The sequence below is a fragment of the Mesorhizobium sp. M9A.F.Ca.ET.002.03.1.2 genome, assembly GCF_003952365.1.
Lineage (GTDB): Bacteria > Pseudomonadota > Alphaproteobacteria > Rhizobiales > Rhizobiaceae > Mesorhizobium.
In genome coordinates this window covers 5268717-5295227 of sequence record NZ_CP034443.1, presented here as the reverse complement: position 1 = coordinate 5295227, position 26511 = coordinate 5268717, and the positions used below count along the sequence as shown (strand labels likewise).

21 protein-coding genes are annotated in these 26511 nt (G+C 62.7%); 12 read left to right on the top strand and 9 right to left on the bottom strand.

Annotated elements, in window-relative coordinates:
• The first annotated feature begins 24 nt into the window (after window positions 1-24).
• Window positions 25-915, top strand: coding sequence for an NAD(P)-dependent oxidoreductase (locus tag EJ066_RS25660; protein ID WP_245454978.1), 891 nt, complete (start codon window positions 25-27; stop codon window positions 913-915).
• 3 nt (window positions 916-918) lie between these two features.
• On the opposite strand, the gene EJ066_RS25655 is transcribed toward EJ066_RS25660, so the two are convergent.
• Window positions 919-1548, bottom strand: coding sequence for a DUF1638 domain-containing protein (locus tag EJ066_RS25655; protein WP_126042741.1), 630 nt, complete (start codon window positions 1546-1548; stop codon window positions 919-921).
• 56 nt (window positions 1549-1604) lie between these two features.
• On the opposite strand from EJ066_RS25655, the gene EJ066_RS25650 reads away from it, so the two are divergent.
• Window positions 1605-1745: an entericidin A/B family lipoprotein gene (locus EJ066_RS25650; RefSeq protein ID WP_126042740.1), complete on the top strand. Its 141-nt coding sequence runs from the start codon at window positions 1605-1607 to the stop codon at window positions 1743-1745.
• A gap of 80 nt (window positions 1746-1825) precedes the next feature.
• Here the strand turns inward: EJ066_RS25650 and EJ066_RS25645 are convergent, their stop codons facing one another.
• Complete coding sequence (locus EJ066_RS25645; RefSeq protein ID WP_126042739.1) at window positions 1826-2524, bottom strand: B12-binding domain-containing protein; 699 nt, start codon at window positions 2522-2524, stop codon at window positions 1826-1828.
• A 309-nt stretch (window positions 2525-2833) separates the two neighbouring features.
• Between EJ066_RS25645 and EJ066_RS25640 the strand changes: the two genes are divergently transcribed.
• Together EJ066_RS25640 and EJ066_RS25635 are read left to right on the top strand one after the other, a co-directional pair.
• Window positions 2834-4408, top strand: coding sequence for a trimethylamine methyltransferase family protein (locus EJ066_RS25640; protein ID WP_126042738.1), 1575 nt, complete (start codon window positions 2834-2836; stop codon window positions 4406-4408).
• Window positions 4409-4515: 107 nt separating this feature from the next.
• Window positions 4516-5184, top strand: a complete 669-nt coding sequence (locus EJ066_RS25635) for a 4Fe-4S dicluster domain-containing protein (RefSeq protein ID WP_126042737.1) — start codon at window positions 4516-4518, stop codon at window positions 5182-5184.
• Window positions 5185-5212: 28 nt separating this feature from the next.
• Here the strand turns inward: EJ066_RS25635 and EJ066_RS25630 are convergent, their stop codons facing one another.
• Window positions 5213-5497 carry a hypothetical protein gene (locus EJ066_RS25630; protein WP_126042736.1) on the bottom strand — a complete coding sequence of 95 codons (285 nt, stop codon included), beginning with the start codon at window positions 5495-5497 and terminating at the stop codon, window positions 5213-5215.
• Between the two features lie 156 nt (window positions 5498-5653).
• Between EJ066_RS25630 and EJ066_RS25625 the strand changes: the two genes are divergently transcribed.
• The 3 genes from EJ066_RS25625 (at window position 5654) to EJ066_RS25615 (ending at window position 9134) form a co-directional block, all read left to right on the top strand.
• A complete protein-coding gene (locus EJ066_RS25625; RefSeq protein WP_126042735.1) occupies window positions 5654-6391 on the top strand; it encodes a dienelactone hydrolase family protein in 738 nt (245 codons plus the stop codon).
• An 89-nt stretch (window positions 6392-6480) separates the two neighbouring features.
• Window positions 6481-7041, top strand: coding sequence for an RNA polymerase sigma factor (locus tag EJ066_RS25620; RefSeq protein ID WP_126042734.1), 561 nt, complete (start codon window positions 6481-6483; stop codon window positions 7039-7041).
• 2 nt (window positions 7042-7043) lie between these two features.
• Window positions 7044-9134 (top strand): VWA domain-containing protein, encoded by a 2091-nt coding sequence (locus EJ066_RS25615; protein WP_126042733.1) that lies wholly within the window; start codon window positions 7044-7046, stop codon window positions 9132-9134.
• Window positions 9135-9236: 102 nt separating this feature from the next.
• On the opposite strand, the gene bmt is transcribed toward EJ066_RS25615, so the two are convergent.
• Window positions 9237-10253: a betaine--homocysteine S-methyltransferase gene (gene bmt, locus EJ066_RS25610; RefSeq protein ID WP_126042732.1), complete on the bottom strand. Its 1017-nt coding sequence runs from the start codon at window positions 10251-10253 to the stop codon at window positions 9237-9239.
• 89 nt (window positions 10254-10342) lie between these two features.
• The gene (locus EJ066_RS25605; RefSeq protein WP_126042731.1) at window positions 10343-11185 is read right to left on the bottom strand and encodes a helix-turn-helix transcriptional regulator; all 843 of its coding nucleotides are present in this window, start codon (window positions 11183-11185) and stop codon (window positions 10343-10345) included.
• A gap of 228 nt (window positions 11186-11413) precedes the next feature.
• Between EJ066_RS25605 and EJ066_RS25600 the strand changes: the two genes are divergently transcribed.
• Window positions 11414-12424, top strand: a complete 1011-nt coding sequence (locus tag EJ066_RS25600) for a fatty acid desaturase (RefSeq protein ID WP_126042730.1) — start codon at window positions 11414-11416, stop codon at window positions 12422-12424.
• Window positions 12425-12508: 84 nt separating this feature from the next.
• Entirely contained in the window at window positions 12509-13309 is an 801-nt protein-coding gene (locus EJ066_RS25595; RefSeq protein ID WP_126042729.1) for a PhnD/SsuA/transferrin family substrate-binding protein, read from the top strand.
• Window positions 13310-13315: 6 nt separating this feature from the next.
• Here EJ066_RS25595 and EJ066_RS25590 read toward each other — a convergent pair whose 3' ends face one another.
• From EJ066_RS25590 to EJ066_RS25575, 4 genes are all read right to left on the bottom strand, one after another.
• Window positions 13316-14683 (bottom strand): Xaa-Pro peptidase family protein, encoded by a 1368-nt coding sequence (locus tag EJ066_RS25590; RefSeq protein WP_126042728.1) that lies wholly within the window; start codon window positions 14681-14683, stop codon window positions 13316-13318.
• A 57-nt stretch (window positions 14684-14740) separates the two neighbouring features.
• Entirely contained in the window at window positions 14741-16312 is a 1572-nt protein-coding gene (locus EJ066_RS25585; RefSeq protein WP_126042727.1) for a glycosyltransferase family 39 protein, read from the bottom strand.
• A gap of 56 nt (window positions 16313-16368) precedes the next feature.
• A complete protein-coding gene (locus EJ066_RS25580; protein ID WP_126042726.1) occupies window positions 16369-18954 on the bottom strand; it encodes an FAD-dependent oxidoreductase in 2586 nt (861 codons plus the stop codon).
• A 96-nt stretch (window positions 18955-19050) separates the two neighbouring features.
• Window positions 19051-20628, bottom strand: a complete 1578-nt coding sequence (locus EJ066_RS25575) for a trimethylamine methyltransferase family protein (protein WP_126042725.1) — start codon at window positions 20626-20628, stop codon at window positions 19051-19053.
• 327 nt (window positions 20629-20955) lie between these two features.
• Here EJ066_RS25575 and EJ066_RS25570 point away from each other — a divergent pair, with 327 nt between their 5' ends.
• From EJ066_RS25570 to EJ066_RS25560, 3 genes are all read left to right on the top strand, one after another.
• On the top strand, window positions 20956-22824 hold the full coding sequence (locus EJ066_RS25570; protein ID WP_126042724.1) for a phospholipase D-like domain-containing protein: 1869 nt from the start codon (window positions 20956-20958) through the stop codon (window positions 22822-22824).
• Window positions 22825-23053: 229 nt separating this feature from the next.
• Complete coding sequence (locus tag EJ066_RS25565) at window positions 23054-24214, top strand: MFS transporter (RefSeq protein WP_126044044.1); 1161 nt, start codon at window positions 23054-23056, stop codon at window positions 24212-24214.
• A gap of 83 nt (window positions 24215-24297) precedes the next feature.
• The gene (locus tag EJ066_RS25560) at window positions 24298-26367 is read left to right on the top strand and encodes a prolyl oligopeptidase family protein (RefSeq protein ID WP_126042723.1); all 2070 of its coding nucleotides are present in this window, start codon (window positions 24298-24300) and stop codon (window positions 26365-26367) included.
• Window positions 26368-26511 lie beyond the last annotated feature (144 nt).

Sequence of the window (26511 nt, the reverse complement as noted above, 5' to 3'; positions counted from 1 at the left end):
TTACTTACGGGATCATCAGGCTGGTTGGGCAGCGCGCTCGCGCCGCGGCTGCGGGCGCTTGGCCATGACGTCGTCGGCCTCGATCCCGTCCCATCGGCGCAGACGCAGATGATCGGCTCGGTCACCGATCGTGACCTGGTCATGCGGATGGTCGGGGAAAACCGCATCGAGGCGATCGTCCACAGCGGCGCGCTGCACAAGCCTGATATCGAACACAACCGCAACGAGGATTTCGTCGAGACGAATGTGCGCGGCACGCTCAACCTGCTCGACGCGGCGGTGGCATCGGGCGTTCAGCGCTTCGTCTTCACGTCGACGACCTCGTTGATGATCTCGAAAGCCATACGCGCCGGCTTCACCGGCGGCGCGCGCAAGGCCGCCTGGCTGACGGAAGACATGTCGCCCGAGCCGCGCAACATCTACGGCGTCACCAAACTTTCGGCCGAGCACCTTTGCCGCCTCTATCACATCCAGTCCCGATTGCCGGTGATCGTGCTGCGCACCGCCCGGTTCTTTCCCGAGGCAGACGACATGGCGCACGCCATCGAGCAGTCGGACGCCAACACCAAGGCCAATGAGCTGCTGTTTCGTCGGCTGACCGTGGAAGATGCCGCCGAGGCCCATATCGCGGCGTTGGACAAGGCGCCGCAACTGGGCTTCGATATATTCATCGTCTCGGCCCCAACGCCGTTCCGGCTCGATGATTGCGAGGCATTGATCGCCGACGCGCCGTCAGTCGTCGCGCGTTATTTTCCGAAGTTTCCGGCGCTCTATGCGCGGAGGGGCTGGACGATGTTTTCCTCGATCGACCGCGTCTACGACGCCTCGCGGGCGAGGGACAGGCTTGGCTTCGTCTGCAGGACGAGCTTTGCCGATGTGCTCACGGCGATCGCGGCAGAAGAGGCGCCTCCCTGATCGTCAGGGGATGGTTGCGGCTTGCGCCAGCTCCGTCGTCAGGTCGCCATAACCGGTCGAGCGGCGCTCATAGGCGAGGCCAAGCATTCTCGCGGCGTTCTCGGCGACCTTATCGAGTTCCGGATCGTCGGTCTGGGCGATGTAGACCAGCTTCTCGTAATTGCCGAAATAGTCCTTGATCAGCTCCGGATGCCTGTCGAGGCCAAGCGGCTTCATGAAGAAGGCGTCGAACTGCCGGCACAGGAAGTCGGTCATGTAGAATGACATCATGTCGTCGTCGGCGACCTTCGCATAGGCGTCCATGCCCTGGTAGAAGGCAAAGCAGTGCGGCCCGGCCATGCGCTCGACGCCGTGCTTTTCGCAGACGCGGTCAAGCAGGCCGCCGGTGCCGCAATCGGCATAGCCGACGAAGATGTTTCTGTAGCCGTCCGCCTTCGCCTTCTCGATTGCCTTGTCCATGGCCGGCGCGATGCGGTCCGGGTAGAAATGGAACTCCGCCGGCAGGCAGGTCAGGTCGAGATGGTCGAGCGCCAGCTGCTCCTTGACGGCAAGAACTTCGCGCGCAATCATCCCGCAGGCGATGACGAGCAGCCTGTCGCCTTGATCGGGTTGTGGTTTTCGCACGGCGCTCATAGAACGGTTTCGTTGCTAATGATTTTCGAATCTATCGAACGAGGGAGACACCGTCCATGAAACTGTTGCGCCTTGGCCCCATCGCCATTCTTGCTTGCGCCCTGGCTCTTTCGGCCTGCGCCAACACGATCCGCGGTGTCGGCAGGGATGTCAAATCGACAGCCAACGCGGTTGAGGATACCGTCGAAAATCCTTGACCCGATACTGACATCTGGGAACAACAAAGCCGCGCTGCAAGGCGCGGCTTTGTTTATTGTCCAGGCCGAATCCGCCAAGCTCAGGCCGAAGCGCGGACGTTGTGCTTGCGCTTCATGAAGTCCTTGGCGGTCTCGACCGCCACCGCCGCGTCGCGGCAATAGGCATCGGCGCCGACGGCCTTGCCGAATTCCTCGTTGAGCGGTGCGCCGCCGACCAGCACGACATAGTCGTCGCGGATGCCCTTTTCCTTCATCGTGTCGATGACGACCTTCATGTAGGGCATGGTCGTGGTCAGCAGCGCCGACATGCCGATGATGTCGGGCTGGTGCTGTTCGATGGCGTCGAGATATTTTTCGACCGCATTGTTGATGCCGAGGTCGATGACGTCGAAGCCGGCGCCCTCCATCATCATGCCGACAAGGTTCTTGCCGATGTCGTGGATGTCGCCCTTGACCGTGCCGATCACCATCTTGCCCTGCTTCGGCGCGCCGGTGGCGGCGAGCAGCGGGCGCAGGATGAACATGCCGGCTTTCATCGCGTTGGCTGACAGCAGCACTTCCGGCACGAACAGGATGCCGTCGCGAAAATCCTCGCCGACGATGCGCATGCCTTCGACCAGCGCCTCGGTCAGCACCTTGTAAGGCGCCCAGCCGCGATCGAGCAGGATCTGCGTGCCTTCCTCGATCTCTTCCTTCAGCCCGTCATAAAGGTCGTCATGCATCTGCTGCACGAGCTCGTCGTCGGAAAGCTCGGAAAGGATGATCTCGTCGTCGGCCATTTTTTCTCGGGCTCCTTGCCGTGCGGAAACAATCACGGCACCTGAAATGCAACGGTAATACCTAACCCGCAAGGGGCGTGTATCCATAGCTGATTTGCGACTTCCCGCAAAAGGAAAGCGACCGCAAATCTATTGGAATTCTTGTCGATTTTGCGACAGGCGTTGGCGCTGGCGGGCCGTTTCGAATAGGGTGCATGACTACGATCCGGCCAGAAGCCGCGATATGCGGCCGCATACGGATTTCGCGCCAGAACAAAATTCAGGCCGGAGCAAAATCAGGGCCAGGACAAAAGTCAGGGAAGAACGATCATGAGTGAAAACGCGCCAGTCGATCAGGAAGCGTCAAACGCCCGACGTGGCCGCGCTGCCAGCGGCGGCGCCGCTGCTCGGCGGGCGGCGCGCTCGGGCGGCGGCCCAGGCACCCAGCTCACTTACATCAAGCGCAAGATCAACGTCTATGAGGTGCTGGACGAGGAAGGGCTGGCGCTGATCGAAAAGAACACCGACACGGTGCTCGAGGAGATTGGCATCATCTTTCGCGACGACGCCGAGGCGCTGCAGCTCTGGAAAGAGGCCGGCGCCGACGTCAAGGGCGAGCGCGTGCATTTCCCGAAGGGCCTCTGCCGCTCGCTGCTGAAGACCGCGCCGTCCCTCTATACCCAGCACGCCCGCAATGCCGAGCGCTCGGTACAGATCGGCGGCAACGCCACGGTCTTCGCGCCGGTCTATGGGCCACCCTTCGTGCGCGACCTCGACGGCGTCAGGCGCTATGCGACGATCGAGGATTTCCGCAATTTCGTGAAGCTCGCCTATATGGCGCCGTCGATCCACCATTCGGGCGGCACGGTGTGCGAGCCGGTCGACGTGCCGGTCAACAAGCGCCATCTCGACATGGTCTACAGCCACATCAAATATTCCGACAAGCCGTTCATGGGTTCGGTGACCGCGCCGGAGCGGGCCGAGGACACGGTGGCGATGGCTAAGATCGTGTTCGGCGACGATTTCGTCGAGAACAACACGGTGCTGACCAGCCTGATCAACGCCAATTCGCCGATGGTGTTCGACGAGACCATGCTGGGGGCGCTGAAAGTCTATTCGCGCCACAACCAGGCCTGCATCGTCACGCCGTTCATCCTCGCCGGCGCGATGAGCCCGGTGACGGTCGCCGGCACGCTGACGCAGGTGCTGGCCGAAGTGCTGGCTGGCGCGTCGTTCACGCAGCTGATCCGGCCGGGCGCGCCGGTGCTGTTCGGCACCTTCGCCTCGTCGATCTCGATGCAGTCGGGCGCGCCGACCTTCGGCACGCCGGAGCCGTCGCTGGTTTCTTATGGCGCGGCGCAGCTCGCCCGCCGGCTTGGCCTGCCGTTCCGCACCGGCGGCTCGCTCTGCGCCTCGAAAATCCCGGACGCGCAGGCGGCCTATGAGAGCGCCAACACGCTGAACTCGACGATCCTCGCCGGCACCAATTTCGTGCTGCACTCGGCCGGCTGGCTCGAGGGCGGGCTTGCCTCCTGCTATGAGAAATTCATGATGGATATCGACCAGCTCGGCATGACGCAGAAATTCTCCGAAGGTGTCGACCTGTCGGAAAACGGCCAGGCGATGGATGCCATCCGCCAGGTCGGTCCCGGCAGCCACTATCTCGGCTGCGACCACACCCAGGCCAACTTCCAGACCGCCTTCTACCGTTCCAACATCGCCGACAACAACTCCTATGAGCAGTGGCTGGCCGAGGGCGAAAAGACCGCGCCGCAACGCGCCAACGAACTCGCCCGCCGCTGGCTGGAAAGCTACGAGGCGCCGCATCTCGATCAGGGCATCGACGATGGGCTGAAGGACTTCATCGCCAGGAAGAAGGCGTCGATGGCCGACGCCTTCACCTGAAAGGAGCCCGAGTCAGGCGGGGCTAAAGTCGCCAACATCATCCACAAGGAAGTCTGGCGGAGCGCCTTCTCTGATCCGGACAGGAAGGGGTGAGTGTTGCGCGCAGCATGATCGAAGATATAGCGGCAGCGCTTTCCGCCTACGGTCTCATGCTTCGCGGCGGCTTCAATTTTGCCGATGGCGAGGACACGCCGTTCGGTCTCTCCAGCGCTCCCGCCAAATCCATCGTGCTGGTAGGGCAGGCGGGTGCAGCACCTTGGCCGCATTTCCTGCGCTGGCGCGAGAGCCAGTCGCGGGTCATCGCCAATCCGCTCGACACATGGTCGCGCGAAGTCATCGGCGCGGTGGCGAACGACTTCGGCGCGCGTGCCGTGTCGCCGTCCGACAGGCCCTATCTGCCGTTCCAGCAATGGGCGATGCGGGCGGAGGGACTAAAACCATCGCCGCTCGGCATCCTCATGCATCCGCGATACGGGCTCTGGCACGCCTACCGCGGCGCGCTGCTGTTCGAGGCCGAGATTGCGTTTGAGGAAACTCGCGAAGCGATTCATCTTTGCGATGCATGTGTCGAAAAACCTTGCCTGAAATCCTGCCCTATCGAAGCCTATTCCGTGCGCGGTTTTGCCTACCAATCCTGTCTCGGGTACGTGCGCGGCGCCGATGGCTCGCCTTGCCGCACGGGTGGCTGCCTCGACCGCAATGCCTGTCCGTATGGAACATCCTATCGCTATCCGCCGGAGGTTCAGGCCTTCCACATGGCAGCTTTCGCGCGCTAGCTAGGCGGCTGAACGAGACCTGTCGGTCTTAGGATTTTCGGCCGAAAGCCAGCCCCGCTGCATGAAAGAGACCCATCAGCAGGACCCCGATGGCGCCCGAAACCAGCGAGACGGCGGGATACTGTGCGAAATCGGTCGCGTAGACGAAGAGGGTCGCCACGACGAAGCTAGCCCAGCCGGCTATCAGATTGGGGATAGCAGAGTTGCCGAAGAGGCAAGGGTAGGAACCCTTGGTTATCCCGCTGACAAAATGAGGGACGCCATTGGCGCCAAAAACACCCGCGAAAAAAGCTAGGAAGGCCGTCAGCCACATATGAGCTCTGTCCTATGGCCAAATTGAAACGCGCTGTTCGCTGTCAGGCCATCGTAGCCTGGGAGATACGCATTTGTGAACGTGGCGGATCCACCATTGATTTGCCCAACCCTCCGGCACGGATATGTATCGCACGGCAATCAAATGGAGCAGGCAATGGCGAAGCAGGACATTCAGATCAAGACCGAAGACGGCATCGCCAAAGCGGGATTGTTCCGCTCGGCAACTGCTCCATCGTCCAAGGTCGCTATCATCCTCTACATGGACGCTTTTGGCCCGCGTCCCGCGCTCGACCAGATAGCTGAGAAACTCGCAGGGCAGGGCTATGCGGTGCTGGTCCCGGACCTTTTCTACCGCAACGCGCCCTACGGCCCCTTCGAGGCCAAGACCGCCTTCAGCGACGAGAAGCGCAAGGCTGTCATCACGGGTCTCCTCAGCGGCACGACACAGGACATGACCATCCGCGACAGCGGCGCTTTTCTCGATGCGCTCGATGCCGAAGGCCTGACCGGACCGGTCGGCACTGTCGGCTATTGCATGGGTGGGGCGCGGGCGCTGAACGCCGCCGCGACCTATCCCGATCGCATCGTTGCCGCCGCCAGCTTCCATGGCGGCAATCTGGCCAGCGACGCCGCCGACAGCCCGCACCGGAAGGCTGCATCGATCAAGGCGCGGGTCTATGTCGGCACCGCGGGCGTGGACAGAAGTTTCCCCCCGGAGCAGGCGGCGCGGCTGGCCGAAGCGCTGCGCGCGGCTGAGGTCGATCATGTCATCGAGAATTACGCCGGCATGGCGCATGGCTGGTGCGTTCCGGATCACAGCGTCTTCAATGCGACCGGCGCCGAGCGCCATTGGAAGCGGCTGACGACGCTGTTTGCGGAGACACTGGAGTAGTGCGCCGGTGGTCCCCTCTGACCGCCTCCCAAAAAAATCTTTCCACCGCCCCAAGGAATCGCCATTAGCCTTCGTCCAACAAGCAAATGATGGCGCTGATGCTGGATGAAAGCGAAGCCTCCGACGCCGAGCTGATCGGGTGGGCGAAAGGCGGAGACAGAAGGGCTTTCGGCAGATTGCTCGAAAGGCACTATGATTTCGTCTATCGCGCCGCCTATCGCTGGTGCGGGAAAAAGGCCGACGCCGAGGACATCGCCCAGGAAGTCTGTGTCCGGCTCGGCCGGGCGATCCGCGACTATCACGGCAGCGGCGCCTTCACGACCTGGCTCTACACCATGACGCTGAACGCAGCGCGCGACATGATGCGCAAGACCGCCCGCGAGACGGTCAAGACCGAAGCCTATGGCGCTTACGCATTGATCTCGGGAGAGGCTTCGGCCGATCCCGAGGATCCGGCCGAGGCGCTTTGGGCGGCGGTGCGGATGCTGCCGGACAAGCAGCGCGACGCGGTACTGCTCGTCTATGGCGAAGGGTTGAGCCACGCCGCCGCCGCCGAGGCGATGACGATCTCGGAGACGACGGTTTCCTGGCACATCCATGAAGCGAAGAAACGGTTGAAGACGCTCATGCGTTCAGCCGGGGAAGTGTGACCATGGTCGACGACAACGAACTCAGGAGGCTGCGCGACATCGCAGCACCGGCGCCGGGTACCGACGCGAAGGCGCGTGCCTTCGAGGCCGCCATGCGTGCCTACGAGGCCGACATGGACGAAAAAACTTCACCTGCCGCCCAAGGATCGGCGAACGGGCTTCGTCTCACAGAGCGAGCACAAAAGCTCTGGAGCGAAATCATGCAAAAGAAACTCATCGCCACGCCGGCCATTGCCGGGCTCGTCGCCCTGCCGATCGCCGGATACGCCGCCATTTATATGTTGCAGGAGCAGTCATTTCATTCCGGTGGAGACGGCAAGATAACCGAAACGCTGGCCGACAAACCGGCGGCTGAACGGCCGGCCACGGTGAGACCGCTTGCCGTAGCCGAGGCCGACAAGCAGAAGAAAGCCGACGCCGACAGCGAAAGCCGCGTCGCGGCCGAGGCGCTTGTCGCGCCGGCTTCGCCGCCGAAGTCCGAATCGGCGGCCGTTGGCGGCCTGGCGAACCAGGATGCGCTGACCCGCAATGCGCCGACGCCCGCGCCGAGCGGCCAGTTCGCACAGGACGGCGGTGCAAGCGCCCAGCCCGGCACGACAGCCGAATCCAAGCTGATGGTGCAGCCGCAAGCCATGCCGGCCGACCAGATGCCGCTGCCGGAGCAAAACCGCGACCGCGTCGAGGATTTCAAGACCAATCCGGTGCGCGCAGCACTCGAAGACCCGATCTCGACCTTCTCGATCGATGTCGACACCGCCTCCTATTCCTTCGTGCGCCGTTCGCTCAGGGAAGGTTTCGTGCCGCAGGCCGACACTGTCCGCGTCGAGGAGATGATCAACTACTTCCCCTATGACTGGAAAGGGCCGGATTCTGCCTCGACGCCGTTCAATTCGACCGTCAGCGTCATGCCGACGCCGTGGAACGAGCACACCAAGCTGATGCATGTCGCCATCAAGGGTTTCGACGTCAAACCGGCCGAGCAGCCCAAGGCCAATCTGGTGTTCCTGATCGACGTGTCGGGCTCGATGAACGAGCAGGACAAGCTGCCGCTCTTGCAGTCGGCCTTCCGGCTGCTGGTCAGCAGGCTGAAGCCGGACGACACGGTCTCGATCGTCACTTATGCGGGTGATGCCGGCACCGTGCTCGAACCGACCAAGGTCTCGGAGAAGGACAAGATCCTCAATGCCATCGATACTTTGAGGCCCGGCGGCAGCACGGCCGGCGAGGCGGGCATCAGGCAAGCCTACAGCCTGGCGCAAGAGTCCTTCGTCAACAACGGGATCAACCGCGTGATGCTCGCCACGGACGGCGACTTCAACGTCGGCCAGACCGACGACGACGATCTGAAGCGGTTGGTCGAAAAGGAGCGTAAGACCGGGGTGTTCCTGTCGGTGTTCGGCTTCGGCCGCGGCAATCTGAACGACCAGATGATGCAGACCATCGCCCAGAATGGGAACGGCACTGCCGCCTATATCGACACTTTGGCCGAGGCGGAGAAGGTGCTGGTCGAGGATGCGTCCTCGACACTGTTCACCATCGCCAAGGACGTGAAGATCCAAGTCGAGTTCAACCCGAACAAGGTCTCGGAATACCGGCTGATCGGCTACGAGACCCGTGCCTTGAACCGCGAGGATTTCAACAACGACCGCGTCGATGCCGGCGAGATCGGCTCCGGCCATTCGGTCACCGCGATCTACGAGGTTACGCCGAAGGGCAGCGGCGGCGAGCAGATCGACCCGCTGCGCTACGGCCAGGCGTCGGTGAACAATGGCGGCGTCGCTAACGCCGACGAATATGCTTTCGTGAAAATCCGCTACAAGCTGCCGAACGAGGATGCCTCGAAATTGATCACCACGCCGGTGACATCAGCCAACGAGGTGTCGAGCTTCGATCAGGCCAGCACCGACCAGCGTTTCTCCGTCGCCGTCGCGGCCTTCGGCCAGAAACTGCGCGACGAGGATGCGACCGCGAAGTTCGGTTACGACAGGATCATGGAGATTGCCACTGCCGCCCGGGGGGCCGACCCGTTTGGGTATCGGTCCGAGTTCCTCTCGCTTGTGCGCCTTGCCTCGGCGCTTGGCGGCAATCGGTAGTGGCGATACGGCCCGGTTTCCTTCATCTAGAATAAGGAACCAGTCCACGGGCGGGTGAGGCAGGCCGGCAAGGGAAACCTCGCCGGCCTCTTTTCAGCGTTGTCAGGCACGGCTGCGCCGGCGCTCGCGACGGGCTTCGCTGGTCTCGGCGGTGTTGACTGTCGCCTGCTTGTTGCGCATCGGGCCGATGCGCTCGACGATTTTCTCGACGGTCGGGCGATCCGACCTGGTATGCGCGTCGAGCGCCTTGCGCATGGCGGCCAGATGGGCGAACGAGGTGCCGCAGCAGCCGCCGACGATCTTTGCGCCGGCATCGACGGCAAGCCTGACATAATCGGCCATCAGTTCGGGCGTGCCGGAATAATGGATCTCGGCGCCGCGGAATTCCGGAATGCCGCAATTGCCCTTGACGATCACCGTCGCCTCCGGCTTCGCCTCGGTCATGTCGAGCAGTGAGGCGAGGATGTCGGAAGCGCCGACACCGCAATTCGCGCCGACCCCGAGCGGCGCCTGCGACAGCCCATCGGCGACGCCGTGGATGTCCTTCGGCAAAAGCCCCATCATGGTGCGCCCGGCGGTGTCGAAGGAACCGGTATAGGTATAGGGCAGGCCGACGCGGATCGCGGCTTCGGCAGCGGCGCGGATTTCGTCCGGCGCCGACATGGTCTCGATCCAGGCGACTTCGGCGCCGCCGGCCTTCAGGCCCTCGATCTGTTCGGCAAAGGCCTCGACCGCCTCGTCATAGGTCATGGCGCCGAGCGGCACCAGCAACTCGCCGGTCGGGCCGACCGAACCGGCCACGATGATCTTGCGGCCGGCTCCATCGGCGACAGCGCGGGCGATCTCGGCGGCGCGCTTGTTCAGCGCATGCACACGATCCTGTGCATGGTGCAGCTTCAGCCGGTGGCGAGTGCCGCCGAAGGAATTGGTCAGGATGATGTCAGCACCGGCATCGACGAAGTTCTGGTGCAGGCTGGTGATGGTGTCGGGTGCCGTCTCGTTCAAGAGTTCGGGCGCCTCGCCGGCCTCCAGCCCCATGGCGAACAGGTTGGTGCCGGTGGCGCCATCGGCGAGCAGAACGCCCTTTTCGGCAAGCAGCGCGTCGATCGGATTGGTCATTGGAAATACGCCTTCCGGGAATTTTCTATCGGGATAAACATATAAAGAACTCTTTATATGCCGTCAATGTCAGCGCGGGAAACAGACCGTCAAAATCGCATTTCCGCCAGCCTTTGCGTGAAGCTGGCGGCCTCATGCGCGTTGACGTCGGCGGCGCGGATCAGATTGTCGAAATGGCTGGTCAGCGTGCGGACTGGCTGGGTCGCGTTCAGCACCAGATACATGTCGCCGACATAGATGGCGGCGCGATAGGGCCCGAAGATGGTGTAGGGGATTGAATAGCGCATCCGCCCGTCATAGAGAAACAGGCGGAAGGTCGGATAAAGGTCGTCGAGCAGCGTCGCCATATGGAGAAGCTGCTGGTGGCGGTCGGCCTCCGGGAAACGATCCCACACGCCCAGCCCGCGCGCAAAGATCTCCAGCGTGTGGCGCGGCATGCAGACTTCCATGTCGGTTTCCGGCCGCCGGTTGTAGTCGATGCGATACTGCGTCTCGCCGGCCTGCGCTTCGCGGCTCTTGTTGGCGATGCCCGCCTCGTAGTCGACAAGCGCCTCGGTGCGCAGAAGATCGGGGATGCCGGCCGGCACGTAACGGATTTTCGTGCCCGCGGCCTCGGCATGCCATCTGGCCAGCAGCGTGCGGTCGAAACCGTCGGGCGCCTCCTCGATCTCCAGGCTTTCGCGGATTTCACCGGTAACGCCTTCGTCCTGGCTGAGGCCGAGCAGCCAGTCGAGCGACACCTTGAATTCGGCAGCGATGTTGAGCAGCGTTTCGGCGCGGGGAAGGCGCGTCGAGGCGCCGGACAGAAGCTGCGAAAGCGCGGAACGGTCGATGCCCACCGCGGCCGCGAAGGCTGACTGGTTCAAGTCGGACCGTGTCAAGAGCATTTTCAGGCGCTCCCGAAAGACCGTCGACAGGTCGCGTTTGTCCATATCGTCATTCCTGCCGTTAGGAGGAAAAAAATTCGCCAAATCCGCCAAGGCGGCGTCTCAGGCGTAAATGAATCCTCTGACTTGTTTACAATAGATAACATATGCGGCTGAAAATGCGCAATCGCAACATCTAGTGCGCTTTGTCGCGTTGCAGCAACTCAACGCTCCTGACACAATGTTGTCAGGAATCACGGAGTTCCGGCGACTGGAAGGGCAGTGGTCGATCGCATGACGAACACAGGTAGTAGACGACGCAGCGCACCGGCCATCGAATGGCCGACCGTATTTCTCGCATTCTTCTGTTATGGCACCTGGCTCGCCGCCGGCTTGCTCCTCTGGCCGTCCTACCCGTTGCTGGCGCTCGTCGCTCTGGCCTTGATGGTCGCGCTGCAATCCTCGCTGGCGCACGAAATCCTGCATGGCCATCCGACCCGCAATGCGCAGCTCAACGAAGCGTTCGTCTTCCTGCCGATCGGCCTCGTTTGGCCGTTCCGCCGTTTCAAGATCATTCATCTGCGCCATCATGCCGACGAACGGTTGACCGATCCGCTTGACGATCCCGAAAGCTACTACAAGGCGCTGTGGCACCATGACGAATTGCCGCCGGCGATGAAGTTCCTGCTGAAAATAAACAACACCATGATCGGCCGCCTCGTGTTTGGCCCGTGGCTGTCGTGCATCGGCTTCTTCATCGACGATGCCAAGCAGATGCTTGCCGGCGACAGGGTGATCCGCAAGGCATGGCTGCTGCACGCGATCGGCCTCGCCGTGGTGTTGCCTGTCGTGCAGTTCGGCTTCGGCATCCCGCTGTGGCTCTACGTCCTGGTGCCGGTGTGGCTCGGCCAGTCGCTGATCTCGATCCGTACCTTCGCCGAGCACCAGTGGTCGGAGCATCCGGAAGGTCGCACGGTGATCGTCGAGCGTTCGCCGCTGTCCTTGCTGTTTCTCAACAACAACCTGCACCTCGTCCATCACAAGAGCCCGACCGTGGCCTGGTACCGGCTGCCGAAGCTGTTTGCCGAGCGCCGTGACGAATGGCTGCGGATGAACAATGGCTACGCCTTTCCGAATTATTTTGCATTGCTCAAGGCATATGCCTTCAAGGCGAAGGAGCCGGTCGTCCACCCGGTGCTGCGGCGCACGCCGGAACCGGGCCGGGCGTTCAAGCCGCGCGTCAGGGCGCGCAGCCTCAATGGGCTTGGCAGCGCGCCGGTGCCTGCCGAGCCGCCGAAGGAATGAATTTGCGGCATCGCCGGCGGCGATGCCCAGGTGCGCGTATCAATGGTCTCGTCAGTTTCTCAGCGTAAAGATCAAAATCCCGGCATGAGCGATTTCGTTGCCGCCTTGCCGATGTATGACTGGCCCGAAATGCGCGGCGAGGTCGATGCCCAATGGGCGCGGCTGCGTGATGTCTTCCGGCAAAAAGGCATCGACGCGCCGCAGACCATCGCTCGCGTCAACGCTGATTTGCGGCCTGTAGAAGGCGGCATCCGCGACGCCGCCGGAAAGGTCATCGCGCCCGATCCGGCGACGCTGCCGCCGGACGAACTGGATTTTCACGGGCTCTGGCTGCATCCGGCGTTGCTGTTCGCGCAAACCTGCTGGGGTCCGATGGAAATCGGCCTGTCGGAGCATGTCCAGGTGATCGGCCAGCCGAATTACGATGCCTTCGAAGGCGGGCAGGGCGAACTCTATTCGAGCGCCCTCGTGATGCGCGCGGACGGTGCGCCGTCTGCTCGATCGCCTGATGACGGCAGCCCTCTCGTTCCTCTCGACCTGCTGCGCAGCATGCGCTTCACCTTCAACAGCTCCGATTCGATGTCGGGCCTCGTAGGGCTGACGCGCGATCTGAAGGCGATGGGCGAGAGCCTGGACATCTTCTCAGAGCGCAGCGAAAGCGGCGGCCACCGCGCGTCGATCGTCGCGATTGCCGAGGGCAGGGCCGATGTCGCGGCAATCGATTGCCTGAGCTGGGTGCTGGCGCAGCGCTTCGAGCCTGCGGCACAGAAGCTGGCAGTCGTCGGCTGGACAAGGCGGCGCAAGGGCCTGCCGTTCATCACCTCCAGAGCGACACCGGAAGAGATTGTCGCTGCGATGCGTGAGGCCGTCGCGGCGGCCGGCTGAGAACGCTCAGCCGCCGAGCAGCCGCTCGTCGAGCGGATAGGTCGAAAGCTGCTCGTTGCCGGCTGCGGTGACCAGGATCTGTTCCTCGATCTTGACACCCTCGTGGCCGCCAAGCCGGCCGATATAGCTCTCCACGCACAGCACCATGCCGGCTTCGAGAACACCGTCCGGCGTGTCCTCGGTCCAGTCGTCAGCATGCGGCAGCGTCGGGTATTCGTCGGCCAGACCGACGCCATGATAAAGCACACCGTAGCGCGTCGGGAAACAGTCCCCAGGAGGCACTGCCGAGCGTTCGACGAGGTCGCGGAACGATATGCCGGGCTGCATCAGGCCGGTGTTGTGGGCGATCTGGTCGGCGGCGATGCGAAACAGGTCGCGTTGCGCGTTGGACGGCTTGGCGTCGCCGCAGAGCCAGGTGCGCGACAGGTCGGCGCAGAAGCCGTAGGGGCCGATCAGATCGGTATCAAAGGCGACGAGATCGCCGGCTTCGATCGTCCGCGACGAGCATTCCTGAAACCACGGATTGGTGCGCGGGCCGGATGACAAGAGCCGGGTTTCGATCCATTCGCCGCCGCGCGCAATGTTGCCGCGGTGAAGCTCGGCCCACAATTCGTTCTCGGAAATGCCCGGGACGAGCGCGGCTTCCATCTCGCGCATCGCCGCCTCGCAAGCGACGATCGAGCGGCGCATAGCCAGGATTTCGTCGGGCGATTTGATCAGCCGCACGTTCTCCATCACCGCTTCGCCATTGCCGATCGAAATGCCGAGGCGGGCGAGTTCCTCGACACCCTCGGGATTGATGTGGTCGACCGCGATCCGGTTGTTGCCGCCGCCATGCTCCCTCACCAGATCGGCGATGCCGGCCGCCCAGCGGCGGACCTTCAGTTCAGTCAGCTCGCCGCCGTAGAGATACGTCCACGACACTGCCGGCCGCACCTCGTCGACGACGCCGGAATGTTCGGAAAGGTGCTCGCAGGAAAAATAGTCGAACAGCACGACCGGCCCGTCAGTGGCGACGAAACAATGCCGTGTCGGATTGCGCGCCACCCACAGCTGCATGTTGGTCGAGTCGGTTGCGTAGCGGATGTTGATCGGATCGTAGAGCAGAGCTCCCGCGTAGTCGCGACGCCTCAGCTCGGCGCGGATGCGGTCGAGCCGGTATTGCCGCATGGCGGCCAGGTCGGGGGCGGCGATGTCGGCGGCTTGCCACTCGGCTTCCGCCAGTGCGCCATAGCCAAGCACATGCTGGTTGAGCTCAGCAGCCTTCTGCCGCGACTTCCGGCGCAGCGCATCGATGGAGCCCGCTTCGTCCGGGTCGAACGGCATGATCTTGCGGTGGCGACCGAATCGTCGCTCGACGCCTTGCTCACTCATTTTCCGGTCCTTGTGCCAGATCCGGTCATCACAGATGGCCAGCCGATCGCCGGACGGTCATTTTGCCTCCTGCCTTTTCAACTTGGCGACGGTCACAAGCCGGCCGTCGCTCGAGCCGAAAAATTCGGGAACCCTGAGGGTGCGGGTTTCACCATCCAGGACGAAACCCGCCTGATGGATGCGGTCGAGGATTTCCGGCGCCGGGTCCGGTTTATCGAGCCAGATCAGAATAGCCGGTTCCTGCAGCAATGCAGCGAAACCCGGCACCTCCTTTCCGAGCACGACAAGGTCGGGATCGACGAGCCTGAGGTTGCCCACCCAGTGCCAGTCCGACGTAACCGTCTTGATCGCGCCATCCGCGGTCAGATCATGATACAGCGTCTGGTAGTCCAGACGGGCGACACGTCCCATACCTTTTCCGCCATAGACCTGGTAAGCCCACGACGCCGGCAAGACCAGCACGGCCAGCGTGGCTGCAACGGCGATGGTGAGGTATTGCGCGGTCCTGCCTTTGTCGCCAAGGGCATCCATGCGGGCAGCGAACGCGACAGGCAGAAGAAACAGGACCGGCAACAGCCAGCGCGCTCTGAACATGGTGGCGCCGCTGGCGATCACCAGGATAGTCGTGATGCAGAGCCCGAAGCCGAGAACGCGCCACAAGAATTTTTCCGAATCTGGAAGCCGCTGGCGAAGCGTCGATGGAAGGATCCGTCCCGCCAGCATCGCCACTGCAAAAGTCACGAACGGCACGATGGCAAAATTCCGTACGGCTCCGGCGAAGTCGACGATGCCTTTCAACGCGACGAGGAAAGCACCGTCGCCTTCATCGATGCCGAACTTATAGCTGCGCGCCAGCAATTCGCTCGGATGCATGGCGGTCCAATACAGTGTCGGCAGGCACACCAGCAGCGCCACGGCCATGCTGATCATGATTTGCGGACGCAGGATGACCTGGCGGGTTTCGCGCATCGACAAGGTCGCCAGCAGCATCGCGGCAAGCAGGATGACGTTGTTGTATTTCGCCAGCACAGCCGCACCGATCGCCAGGCCGAACAAGGCGTAGGCCAGCAGCGATTTGCGCTGCAGAAGCTCGATAAGCGCAAGCAGCAGCAGCGCCGAAAAGCAGAATGCGGCAACGGTATGCGACAAGGTGTGCTGCATTTCCCAGGTCAGCTGAGGAAACAGCAACAGACCTAGAGTAGCGGCAACCGCTGTGCGCTGGGAATAGCCGAGTTTGCGCACCGCGACGAAGACCGAGGCCAGGGCCACGAAAATCAGGGAATATTTCAGTACTTTAAGTGCGAGGATGTTGGTTCCGAAAACCGATGACGCCAGCCAGCCGAGCCAGGAGTAAAGCGGCGGCTGAGCGCCGCCATAGCCCGCCCACAAAAACCGCATATACATCAGCTGTTCGGAGTCATCGACGCCGACCGCGGTCCCCGCCCAAAGGCTCACGAGCGGCAGCACGACAATCTGTGCGCAGCAATAAAGCGCGATCATGACGATCGCTGCGGGGAAGGGGCCGATCCTGCCCTCGGCAAGCCATTCGGCCCACTTCATCGAATACTTCGAGGAATACTTCAAGGAGTTCTCATCGCCGGTGCCGGTTACCGCCGGCTCCGCTAGCATGAAGACCGTACCCCGCACAATGTGGATAGCGGCCCGCACCCTTCGGGCGACATGCATCAGGTCCGCATTTTCTCGCCGCTCGGGTCGAAAGGCGGCTCGACATTGATGCGGGCCGGCCGCCGGCTCCCGAGGATTTCGATCTCGAACAGTCCGGCGCTCTCGTTCTCGGCCAAGGCAGCCGGCACATAGCCCTGCGCCATCGACTTTTGCACGTAATGCGCATAGCCGCCGGAGGTGACCCAGCCGACCACGCGCCAGTCGCCGTCGACGATGCCGCGCACTGCCGAGGCACCTTCCGCTGCCTTGGAGCCACGTACTTCCTCGCCTGATGTGTCGAAACGCGGCGCGCCATAGCCGTGCGGCTTTTCCACCGTGTCGTAGTCCTTGTCGCCGACCTTGGCCCAGATCGGCTCGTCGCCCATCACATCGGCATCCGCGGCGTCGACGACGAAGGAGACGCGGCGCAGCTTCGGCCCTTCGGCCTGTTCCCTGGCTGCCGCCTCGCGTCCGATGAAGTCGTTCTTCTCCAGCTTGACGAAGCGGTCCATTCCCCCTTCGAACGGCCCGTAGATCGGGCGCAGCTCGCGGAACCAGGTCGGAAAATTCTTTTCCAGGCGCATCGAGAGCAAGGCGCGCATGCCGAAATCGACGAGGCCAAATTCTTCGCCGGCGTCCTTGATCGCGCGATAGACAAGGCGCTGGTAGGCCGGCGCCATCCAGATCTCGTAGCCGAGATCGCCGGTATAGGTGATGCGATTGACCATGCAGGGCGCGCCGCCGACCGCCATCTCGCGGAAATCCATGAAGCGAAAAGCCTTGGTCGAGATGTCGACATCGACCAGTTTCTGCAGCAGGTCTCGCGATTTCGGTCCGGCGATCGAGAGGCCGACAAGCGTCTGGTCGAAGCGGTGGATGCGCACCTCTGACGCCCTTGGGCCATCCTTCGGCAGATGCTTCTCGAACCAGCGCATATGGTATTTCTGAGCGGCGGACGAGCTCCAGATCATAAAACGCTCTTCACCCGCCTTGGCGATGGTGAAGTCGCCGATCAATTTACCGAACTCGTTCAGCATCGGTGTCAGCACGATGCGGCCGGCCTTCGGCATGCGGTTGGTCATCAGCCGGTTGAGGAAATCTTCCGATCCCGGCCCGGACACTTCGTATTTGGCGAAATTGGCGATCTCGGTGACGCCGACCTTCTCGCGCGTCGTGCGCACTTCCTCGCCGATCGGCCTGAAATCGTTGGAGCGGTGGAACGAAACGATATCCTTCGGCTCCGAACCTTTCGGCGCGAACCAGAGCGGGGTTTCGAGGCCCCATGAGTCGCCCATGACGGCGTTGTTGGCCAGCATGGTGTCGTAGAGCGGCGTCGTCTGCGCCGGTCTGGCTGCCGGCAGTTCCTCGTTGGGGAAGCGGATGGAGAACCGGCGCGAATAGTTTTCGCGCACCTTGGCGTTGGTGTAGCGCAGGCTCGCCCACTCGCCGAAGCGGGCGACATCCATGCCCCAGACATCGAAGCCTGGGTCGCCATGGACCATCCAGTTCGACAACGCCAAGCCGACGCCGCCGCCCTGGCTGAACCCGGCCATGACGGCGCAGGCGCACCAGAAATTGGTCAGGCCCTGCACCGGGCCGACCAGCGGATTGCCGTCCAGCGCGAAGGTGAAGGGACCGTTGATGATCTGCTTGATGCCGGCCGTCTCGATACCGGGGAAATGCTTGAAGCCGATTTCGAGCGAGGGCGCGATGCGATCGATGTCGGGCTGCAGCAGTTCGTGGCCGAAATCCCATGGCGTGTTGACCGGCGACCACGGCTTGCAGGCCTTTTCATAGGTGCCGAGCAGGATGCCGTTGCGTTCCTGGCGGGTGTAGATCTCGCCCTTGAAGTCCAGCACGCCGATCATCTCGCGGCCGGTCGACCTGTTGAATTCCTCGACCTCCGGCATCGGCTCGGTCAAAAGATACATATGCTCCATGGCCAGCACCGGCAGTTCGACGCCGACCATGCGGCCGATCTCGCGCGCCCACAGGCCGCCGCAGTTGACGACATGCTCGGCCTTGACCGTGCCTTGCTCGGTAACGACGTTCCAGGTGCCGTCGACCTCCTGCGTCAGCTCGACGACGCGGTTGCGCAGCACGATCTCCGCGCCGAGCTTCCTGGCGGCCTTGGCATAGGCGTGGGTGGTGCCGGAAGGGTCGAGATGGCCTTCGACCGGATCCCACATGGCGCCGACGAAATTCGTCTCGTCCATCAGCGGGAACATCGCCTTGGCCTCGGACGGCGTGATCAGTTCGGTGTCCATGCCGAGATAGCGGCCCTTGGCGTGGGCAAGGCGCAGGAAGTCCATGCGTTCGGGCGTGTCGGCCATCATCACGCCGCCGGTCAGGTGCAGCGAGCAGGATTGGCCGGAAAGCTCTTCAATCTCCTTGTAAAGCTGCACCGTGTAAGCCTGCAGCTTGGCGACGTTGGGATCGCCGTTGAGCGTATGAAAGCCGCCCGCCGCATGCCAAGACGAGCCGGAGGTGAGCTCCGAGCGCTCGATCAGCATGATGTCGGTCCAGCCGGCCTTGGCCAGATGGTAGAGCACCGAGCAGCCGACGACACCACCGCCGATGACAACCGCTTTTACGTGAGATTTCATGAAGATAGTTCCGTTTTTGCGTAAATTGAATCAGATGCTTTGGTCAGCTGGGAACCGCGCCTCGGCGCTGAAGTCAAACCCGCCGCTGCGTGTCGATCAAAAATCGGTCGGTGCGCCGCCTTCGGACCGGCGCTTTTCGACGAAGGCGTCGAGCTCCTCGCGGATGGCCGGGTCCATGTAAGGCTCTTCATAGGACGCCAGCCGCTCCTTCCACACACGGTTGGCCTTTTCGAGCGCCGTCGGCGACCCGGCTTCCACCCAGGTCTCGAAATTGCGCCAGTCGGAGATGACAGGCGCGTAGAAAGCGGTCTTGTAGCGATCCTGTGTGTGCTGGGTGCCGAAGAAATGGCCGCCTGGACCGACGGACTGGATGGCATCGAAGCCGAGAGCCTCCTCGGAAAGGTCGAGCGGGGTCAGGAACTCGGCCACCATCTGCAGCAGATCGATGTCCACAATGGTCTTCTCGTAGGAGCAGCGCAGGCCGCCTTCCAGCCAGCCGGCCGCATGCATCAGCATATTGCCGCCGCCCTGTATGGCGCCCCACAACGAGAACACGCTTTCATAGGCGGCCTGTGCGTCGACCGTGTTGGCGGCGCAGGTGTTGGAGGTGCGGTAGGGGATTTGATAGCGGCGGGCGAGCTGGCCGCCGACCAATTGCGCCTTCATGTATTCCGGCGTGCCGAATGCCGGCGCGCCGGATTTCATGTCGACGTTCGAGGTGAAGCCGCCATAGCCGACCGGCGCGCCCTTCTTCACCATCTGCGCGAAGGCGATGCCGGACAGCGCTTCGGCATTCTGCTGCACCAGCGCGCCGGCGATGGTCACCGGAGCCATGGCGCCCGACAGGGTGAACGGCGTCACGATGACGACCTGGCCCTTGCTCGACATCTGGATGATGCCTTCCAGCATCGGCACGTCGAGCTTGAGCGGCGAATTGGTGTTGATGATGGTGAACACGGACGGCTCTTCGAGGAGCTGTTCTTCGCTGATGCCGCGCGCGATCCTGGCGATCTCGATGCCGTCGACATTGCGTTCCTTGCCGAGCGAATAGATATGGAACACCTTGTCGGTGAGCACGCTCAAATCGCGGATGCATTCGAGGTGCCGGACGGACGGATGGATGTCGATCGGCTCGACCGGATAACCGCCCGTGCAACTCAGGATGTTGTGCATCTGCGTGAGCTTGAGGAAGTTGCGGTAGTCCAGCTGGTTGCCAGGCCGGCGGCCGCGATCGATGTCGGAACAGTTGGGCGCCGACGCCATCATCGCGATGATCAGATTGTCGCCGCCGAAGCGCACATCGTGCGCTGGATTGCGGGCATGGATGGTGAATTCCGACGGGCAGTGCGAAATGAGTTCGAGGATCATGTCGCTGTCGAAGCGCACCCGCTCGCTGCCTTCGTGGACCTCGGCGCCATGCGCCTTCATGATGCGCCTTGCCTCGTCGTGCAGCACGTCGACGCCGATCTCCCTCAGCACGCGCAGCGAGGCGAGATGGATCGATTCCAGCTCGTCGTCGGAGACCAGCTTCGTCGGCGTCAGCGGGATTTTCAGCTGGCGGAAAGGTGGCTGCGCGAACGCCGACGCTGCGCCGACGCGTTTGCCCGCGCGCCCGCCGCGGCGGGCGCGGTCGGTTGCCAATGCCGGTTCGGCGGGATGAAGGGCGGCGGTCATGACAGGCCTCGTACGCTGCGACAATGCGGCGACATAATGGACCGCCGGCCGTCCCGCCATTGCGGAGGCGGCGACCACTAGGACGAGGGAAGCGACATGGCTGAAGGACGGTTGATGCCGTGAGAAGCGCCCAGAGCCTGGTCCATTTCGATAGATTCGGGATGGGCCTCCATCTTCTTGTTCGACAATGATCATTTCCAAAAACCGGTTTTCACCTTTCGGCATCATGGTCTAAGATCGAGCAAGATGCCGGAATGTGGAACGCGTTACAGTTCTGTCTTTTACTTGTGACATACTTGGCTGCTGAGCGTCTTTCGGGAGATAGCGATGCCTGACGTCATCAAAGTACGTGCAGCGACCAACAACGAAGTCGCCTTCATTGCCTGGGATATTGACGGAATGATCCCAGGCTGTCTCGGCTTCGAGATCGTTCGTATCTATCCCAGTACCGGCGAGGAACGCTGCCTGGCGTCCTGGGTGCCTTTCAAGGGGCAACGGAACAAAGACTGGATTCCGCAGGATACCGGCGTCTGGCCGGTGCAGAAGACATTCTGGCGTGATCTTACGGTGCGGCGGCGCCGCGACAGCCTCGAAATCAGGCCGGATGGCGAAATGGTGGCCTACCGGGTGCGTCCGGTTGGCGACATGCGGCCCGGCCTCGATCCGGTGCCGGTGCGCCCCGAGAAAGCCTATACCGGAGCGGCGCGGCCGCTCGGCTATCTTGGACAAGGTGCGGTCAGCCCGACCATCTTCCTGGGATCGATGTTCGGCAAGGCGCGGGTCGCCTTCACCAACGGCGTGCTGTCGACGCAATGGCTGTCGCGCGCCCTGGAGAACGCCGGCATCAAGGTCGGGCAGCGCGATAAGATCAGAGCTGAGCTTCAGCGTCCCGGCAGCAAGATACGCGCCTATCTTCACGGCGAGGTTCCGGATGTGCTCACCAGCCTGATGAAACGGGCCAAGGCCGAGGGCGGCACCGTCAGGCTTGCCCTCTATGAGCTTGGCGATGACGAGTTGTGCGATGCGATCATCGACGCCAAGGATGTCGTCGACGTCATTCTTTCAAATTCGGGCAGGGATGAACAAACGAAGGCCTGGGACGTGGGCAACGCGCCCTTCAGAAAGCGGCTGCGCGACGCGGGCGTCGTGCTGACGAACCGTCTGTTCAACAACAACCATATCGGCCATAACAAGTTTGCCGTCTACCGCGACGCCCAGGGCAATCCGCAAGCGGTCATGACCGGCAGCACCAACTGGACGTCGACGGGCATTTGCGGACAGTCCAACAACGCCTTCATCCGCGACGACCCTGCCATTGCCGAAGTGTTCGATGCCTATTGGGAGCGGATGAAGGCCGACGTGTTCCCGCCGCCAGCGAGCGAAAGTGCCGCCGGACGAGTGGCGCAGACGCAAGGCAAGCCGTTTCGCCTGAAGAATCGCTCACCGAACCATGTCGCTGGGACCACCATCTGGTTCTCGCCAAACGATCCCGACCGCAGCAAAAAGGACATCTCGGTGCGGCCTGTCGATCTCGAAGACGTTTTCGCACGGATCACGGCGGCGAAGGAGGCGGTGCTCTTTCTCGTGTTCAATCCTTCGCGGCTTGGCAACAATTCGGTCATCGATCAGGCGGTCGCGGCGGCGACTGCGAATCCAAAGCTGATCGTGCAAGGCGCAATCAGCGATCACACCGCCATGCCCAACTACATCCCCCCGACAAGAGATCCCGTCACCGGCAAATCGAACAAGGACGGCAAATCGCCGTTCGTCTTTCCAGAGAAGGTCTGGGAGGCGCCGAACGTCTCCATCGTCAGAGCGGCCAACCTGACGGGGGCCTCCGTTGCGCGGGATTTCCAGGCGGAGGTGCTGACCGTCGGCCATGCGATCGTGCACGACAAGATCGTCATCATCGATCCGATGGCCGACAACGCGACCGTTATCGCCGGCAGCCACAACCTCGGCTACAAGGCGTCCTATGAAAACGACGAGAACATGGTGATTGTGGAAGGCGACAAGACGTTCGCTGCGGCTTTTGCGGTGCATATGCTCGACGTGTTCGACCACTACAAATTCCGTGCCTGGCGCAGGACGATTGGAGAAGGACCGTCGGACAATGACGGGCTCTCCATCGATGACAGGTGGCTGAAGCCTTACGCGGACGGCAGGAAGGGGGCGATTGCACGCTATTTTCCGTAGCGGTTCGAACGGCGTCAAACACGCGCCATGAATCGCGCCGCGCCGCAACGGATGGTTGGCGCAAATGGATTTCCTCCTCCGGCCTGTGGTGTTCGCCTTGTACCGGTCCTTTAAGCGGCGGAGTTCTTGAACAAGTCACCCTCTGGCTGGCGTAAGCGGTTTTCGTCACCGGTGCTTACTGGCACGCCGCCGAAACGCTAATCCTGCAGGTTCCCATATGGTGCAGATCATGGACCTGGCGGAAACGAACAGAGGCGAGAGAATGCAGTGGGCAGCGATCACCGGCGTGATCGCGACCGTCTCGGTATTCGCCATCGCGCAAGGGCTGAGCTATCCGCTATTGAGCTTCATCCTGCAGCGCCAGGGCGTCTCGCCGGCCATGATCGGCCTGTCTGCGGCAATGACACCGGTCGGCTTCATCGTCTCGTCGCCGCTCATCCCGGCGCTGGCGCGCCGGTTCGGGGCAGGGCGCACGGCGCTTACTTGCGCGGCCCTTTCGGCGATCGTGCTGGCGCTGATCGGCTGGACACAAAATGTCTATCTATGGTTTCCGCTGCGCTTCCTTATCGGTGTGGTGACCAATCCGCTCTATGTGCTGAGCGAGACCTGGGTGATCGCGCTGGCACCACCGGCGCGGCGCGGCCGCGTGATGGGGATCTATTCCACAGTCATTTCGGCAGGTTTCGCGGCCGGTCCGCTGTGCCTGCTTGCCGTCGGCACCGAAGGATGGCCGCCGTTTCTCGTCGGCATCGCCGCATTCGTCTTTTGCGGCGCCTGCCTGACTTTGGTGATGGGACGGCTGCCGAAGTTCGATGAGACCGGGCACCGGGTTTCGGTTATGGGCTTCATGCCGATGGCATGGCTGCTGTTGTCCGCAGTCGTCGTGGCCGCTGGTTTCGAACAGGCAGTGCTGGCACTGCTGCCGGTGTACGGAACGCATTACGGCCTCGCGGAGGCCCGCATGTCGGCGCTGCTGTCCGTGATGATCGCCGGCAACATCGCCATGCAGGTGCCGCTCGGCCTGCTGGCGGAACGGCTGACGGCGCGCCTGGTGCGGTTCATCTGTGTGTCCCTGACAGTGCTCGGATGCGTGCTGTTGCCGGCTCTCATCGAGACGCCGCTGACCTGGCCATGCGTCTTTATCTGGGGCGCGGTTTCCTACGGCATCTACACGATGTCGATCATCGAGCTCGGCGATCGGTTCACTGGCTCGGCGCTGGTCGCCGGCAACGCCGCGTTCTCGCTGATGTGGGGCGTCGGCGGTATCGCCGTGCCGCCGCTGGCGGGCGGGGCCATGGATATTCTCGGTGTGGACGGCCTGCCGATCACGCTTGGCGCCATTTGCCTGGTGCTGGCGGTCACAACCGTCCTGCGGCGGCGGATCGTGTGAATCGAAAAGCAGCCGGCGTCTTGAATATCGGAGGCGCCATGTCGATGTTGGCGAGGCCGACGCCTGATTCAACCGGAGACCGCATGACCAAGTCGAACACGAAAACGCAGCCGAATTCGGCGATTGAAGATCCGTTTCTTTGGCTGGAGGACAGGACAGGCAAGGAAGCGCTCGATTGGGTTCATCGTCAGAACGAGATTACGGTTGGTGAATTGCAGGGCGATCCGTCCTACCAGGCCTCCTTCCAAACAGCACTCGACCTGATGACGGCCGAGGACAACATCGCGGTCGGCTCCGCGCTCAACGGCTATGTCTACAATTTCTGGCAGGATAAGACCAATGTGCTCGGCCTCTGGCGGCGCACGACGGTCGCTTCCTACAAGACCGAGAAGCCGGACTGGGAGACGATCGTCGACTTCGACAGTCTATCGGCCAAAGAGGGCGTGAAATGGGTGTTCAGCGGCGCCAGCCGGCTCTATCCCGACTTTACACGCTGCTTGCTCAGCCTGTCGCCGGATGGCGGCGACGCCAGCGAGATGCGCGAATTCGACATCGACACCAGATCCTTCGTCGAGGACGGCTTCCGCGCTCCCGCCTCGAAATCGGGTTTTTCCTGGCTGGACAAGGACACCGTCATCGTCTCGGCCGCCTTCGAGGAGGCGGACAAGACCCAGTCCGGCTATCCGCGCGTGGTCAAGCTGTGGCGGCGCGGCACCAGGCTGGAGGATGCGACGCCGATCTTTGAGGCGCAGAAGCAGGATCTCGCTGCCGGCGGTTCCGTCGAATTCGACGGCGACAAGCGGCATCTGTTCCTGACCCGGACACTCGACTTCTTTGCCTCGCACAGTTTTCTGCGTTTGCCTTCCGGCGATAACAGGCGCATCCCGCTGCCGGACGACGTCACCGACACGGCGCTGTTCAAGGATCAGTTCGTCTTCGGTGTTCGCAGTCCATGGACGGCGCCGGACGGCACGCTATGCCAGCCTGACGGCCTCTATTCGCTGGACTTCGCGCGCTGGATCGAAACCAATGCGTTGGGACCTGTCGAAACAGTGCTCAAGCCGGCGGATCGTGTCTCGATCGCCGGCATTGCCCGCACGCAAGACCGGCTGTTCATCAATTTGATGGACAATGTGCGTGGCAAGGCCATCGCCTGCCAACGCGGCGACAGCGGCTGGTCGCTGCAGCCCGTGGCGCTGCCCGAAAACGGCAGCGTCGGCATCAGCCACGCCGAGCATTTCGGCTCCAGCGTCGCCTTCTCCTTCACCGATTTCCTGACGCCGAGCTCGATCATCTGGTCGGACGACAATGCCGCGACGCTGACGACGGTGAAGGCGCAGCCGGCGCGTTTCGATGCGTCGTCCCTGGTCTCGGAACAGTTCGAGGCGCGCTCGAAAGACGGCACCATGGTCCCTTACTTCGTCGTCAGGCTGCGCGACCAGAACGGGCCGGTGCCGACGCTGCTTTACGGCTATGGCGGCTTCGAGGTGCCGCTCTTGCCCGGCTATGCCGGCGTGCGCGGCAGGCTGTGGCTGGAAAAGGGCAACGCCTATGTGCAGGCCAATATCCGCGGCGGCGGCGAGTTCGGCCCGAGCTGGCACCAGGCCGCGCTCAAGGCCAATCGCCAGAATGCCTTCGACGATTTCGCCGCGGTCGCGCAGGACATCGTGAAACGCGGCATCGCCACGCCGGCGACGCTCGGCATCCAGGGCGGCTCGAATGGAGGCCTGCTGACCGGCGTTTCGCTGACCCAGCATCCAGCGCTGTTCGGCGCGGTGATCATCGACGTGCCGCTGCTCGACATGCTGCGCTACACCGAGCTGCCGCCCGGCGCATCCTGGATGGCCGAGTATGGCGATCCGGCGAAGCCGGAAGAGGCCGCCTGGCTGGCCGCCTACTCGCCTTATCAGCATGTCGAGGCCGACTGTGCCTATCCGCCGGTCCTGCTGACGACCTCGACCGCCGACGACCGGGTCCATCCCGGCCATGCCCGCAAGATGGCCGGGCGTCTGCAGGCCGCTGGCCACGCGAAGACGCTGTTCTTCGAGGAGACCGAGGGTGGCCATGGCGGGCGCGGCGATCGCCGGCCGCAAGCGGCACAGGCCGCGATGAAGTATGTCTTCCTGCAACGGGCCCTGACCGGCATTGCTTGAACGGAACGGCTTGAACTGGTCGCATTGGACGGCCTAAGGTGCAGCCCATGGCTCGGATGAGGACATGTCGCGCATTTGGGGTCGCGGTGACGCCGTCGCCGCGCACCCTTCGCGCCGAGCTTTTGCGGCTTTGCGCCCGCATCG

What these genes read in the sequence shown, in the direction of transcription:
- EJ066_RS25655 (WP_126042741.1), bottom strand. Translation starts at nt 1,548, where the DNA reads ATGAGCGCCGTGCGAAAACCACAACCCGATCAAGGCGACAGGCTGCTC.
- EJ066_RS25650 (WP_126042740.1), top strand. Translation starts at nt 1,605, where the DNA reads ATGAAACTGTTGCGCCTTGGCCCCATCGCCATTCTTGCTTGCGCCCTG.
- EJ066_RS25645 (WP_126042739.1), bottom strand. Translation starts at nt 2,524, where the DNA reads ATGGCCGACGACGAGATCATCCTTTCCGAGCTTTCCGACGACGAGCTC.
- EJ066_RS25640 (WP_126042738.1), top strand. Translation starts at nt 2,834, where the DNA reads ATGAGTGAAAACGCGCCAGTCGATCAGGAAGCGTCAAACGCCCGACGT.
- EJ066_RS25635 (WP_126042737.1), top strand. Translation starts at nt 4,516, where the DNA reads ATGATCGAAGATATAGCGGCAGCGCTTTCCGCCTACGGTCTCATGCTT.
- EJ066_RS25630 (WP_126042736.1), bottom strand. Translation starts at nt 5,497, where the DNA reads ATGTGGCTGACGGCCTTCCTAGCTTTTTTCGCGGGTGTTTTTGGCGCC.
- EJ066_RS25625 (WP_126042735.1), top strand. Translation starts at nt 5,654, where the DNA reads ATGGCGAAGCAGGACATTCAGATCAAGACCGAAGACGGCATCGCCAAA.
- EJ066_RS25620 (WP_126042734.1), top strand. Translation starts at nt 6,481, where the DNA reads ATGGCGCTGATGCTGGATGAAAGCGAAGCCTCCGACGCCGAGCTGATC.
- EJ066_RS25615 (WP_126042733.1), top strand. Translation starts at nt 7,044, where the DNA reads ATGGTCGACGACAACGAACTCAGGAGGCTGCGCGACATCGCAGCACCG.
- bmt (WP_126042732.1), bottom strand. Translation starts at nt 10,253, where the DNA reads ATGACCAATCCGATCGACGCGCTGCTTGCCGAAAAGGGCGTTCTGCTC.
- EJ066_RS25605 (WP_126042731.1), bottom strand. Translation starts at nt 11,185, where the DNA reads ATGGACAAACGCGACCTGTCGACGGTCTTTCGGGAGCGCCTGAAAATG.
- EJ066_RS25600 (WP_126042730.1), top strand. Translation starts at nt 11,414, where the DNA reads ATGACGAACACAGGTAGTAGACGACGCAGCGCACCGGCCATCGAATGG.
- EJ066_RS25595 (WP_126042729.1), top strand. Translation starts at nt 12,509, where the DNA reads ATGAGCGATTTCGTTGCCGCCTTGCCGATGTATGACTGGCCCGAAATG.
- EJ066_RS25590 (WP_126042728.1), bottom strand. Translation starts at nt 14,683, where the DNA reads ATGAGTGAGCAAGGCGTCGAGCGACGATTCGGTCGCCACCGCAAGATC.
- EJ066_RS25585 (WP_126042727.1), bottom strand. Translation starts at nt 16,312, where the DNA reads ATGCTAGCGGAGCCGGCGGTAACCGGCACCGGCGATGAGAACTCCTTG.
- EJ066_RS25580 (WP_126042726.1), bottom strand. Translation starts at nt 18,954, where the DNA reads ATGAAATCTCACGTAAAAGCGGTTGTCATCGGCGGTGGTGTCGTCGGC.
- EJ066_RS25575 (WP_126042725.1), bottom strand. Translation starts at nt 20,628, where the DNA reads ATGACCGCCGCCCTTCATCCCGCCGAACCGGCATTGGCAACCGACCGC.
- EJ066_RS25570 (WP_126042724.1), top strand. Translation starts at nt 20,956, where the DNA reads ATGCCTGACGTCATCAAAGTACGTGCAGCGACCAACAACGAAGTCGCC.
- EJ066_RS25565 (WP_126044044.1), top strand. Translation starts at nt 23,054, where the DNA reads ATGGACCTGGCGGAAACGAACAGAGGCGAGAGAATGCAGTGGGCAGCG.
- EJ066_RS25560 (WP_126042723.1), top strand. Translation starts at nt 24,298, where the DNA reads ATGACCAAGTCGAACACGAAAACGCAGCCGAATTCGGCGATTGAAGAT.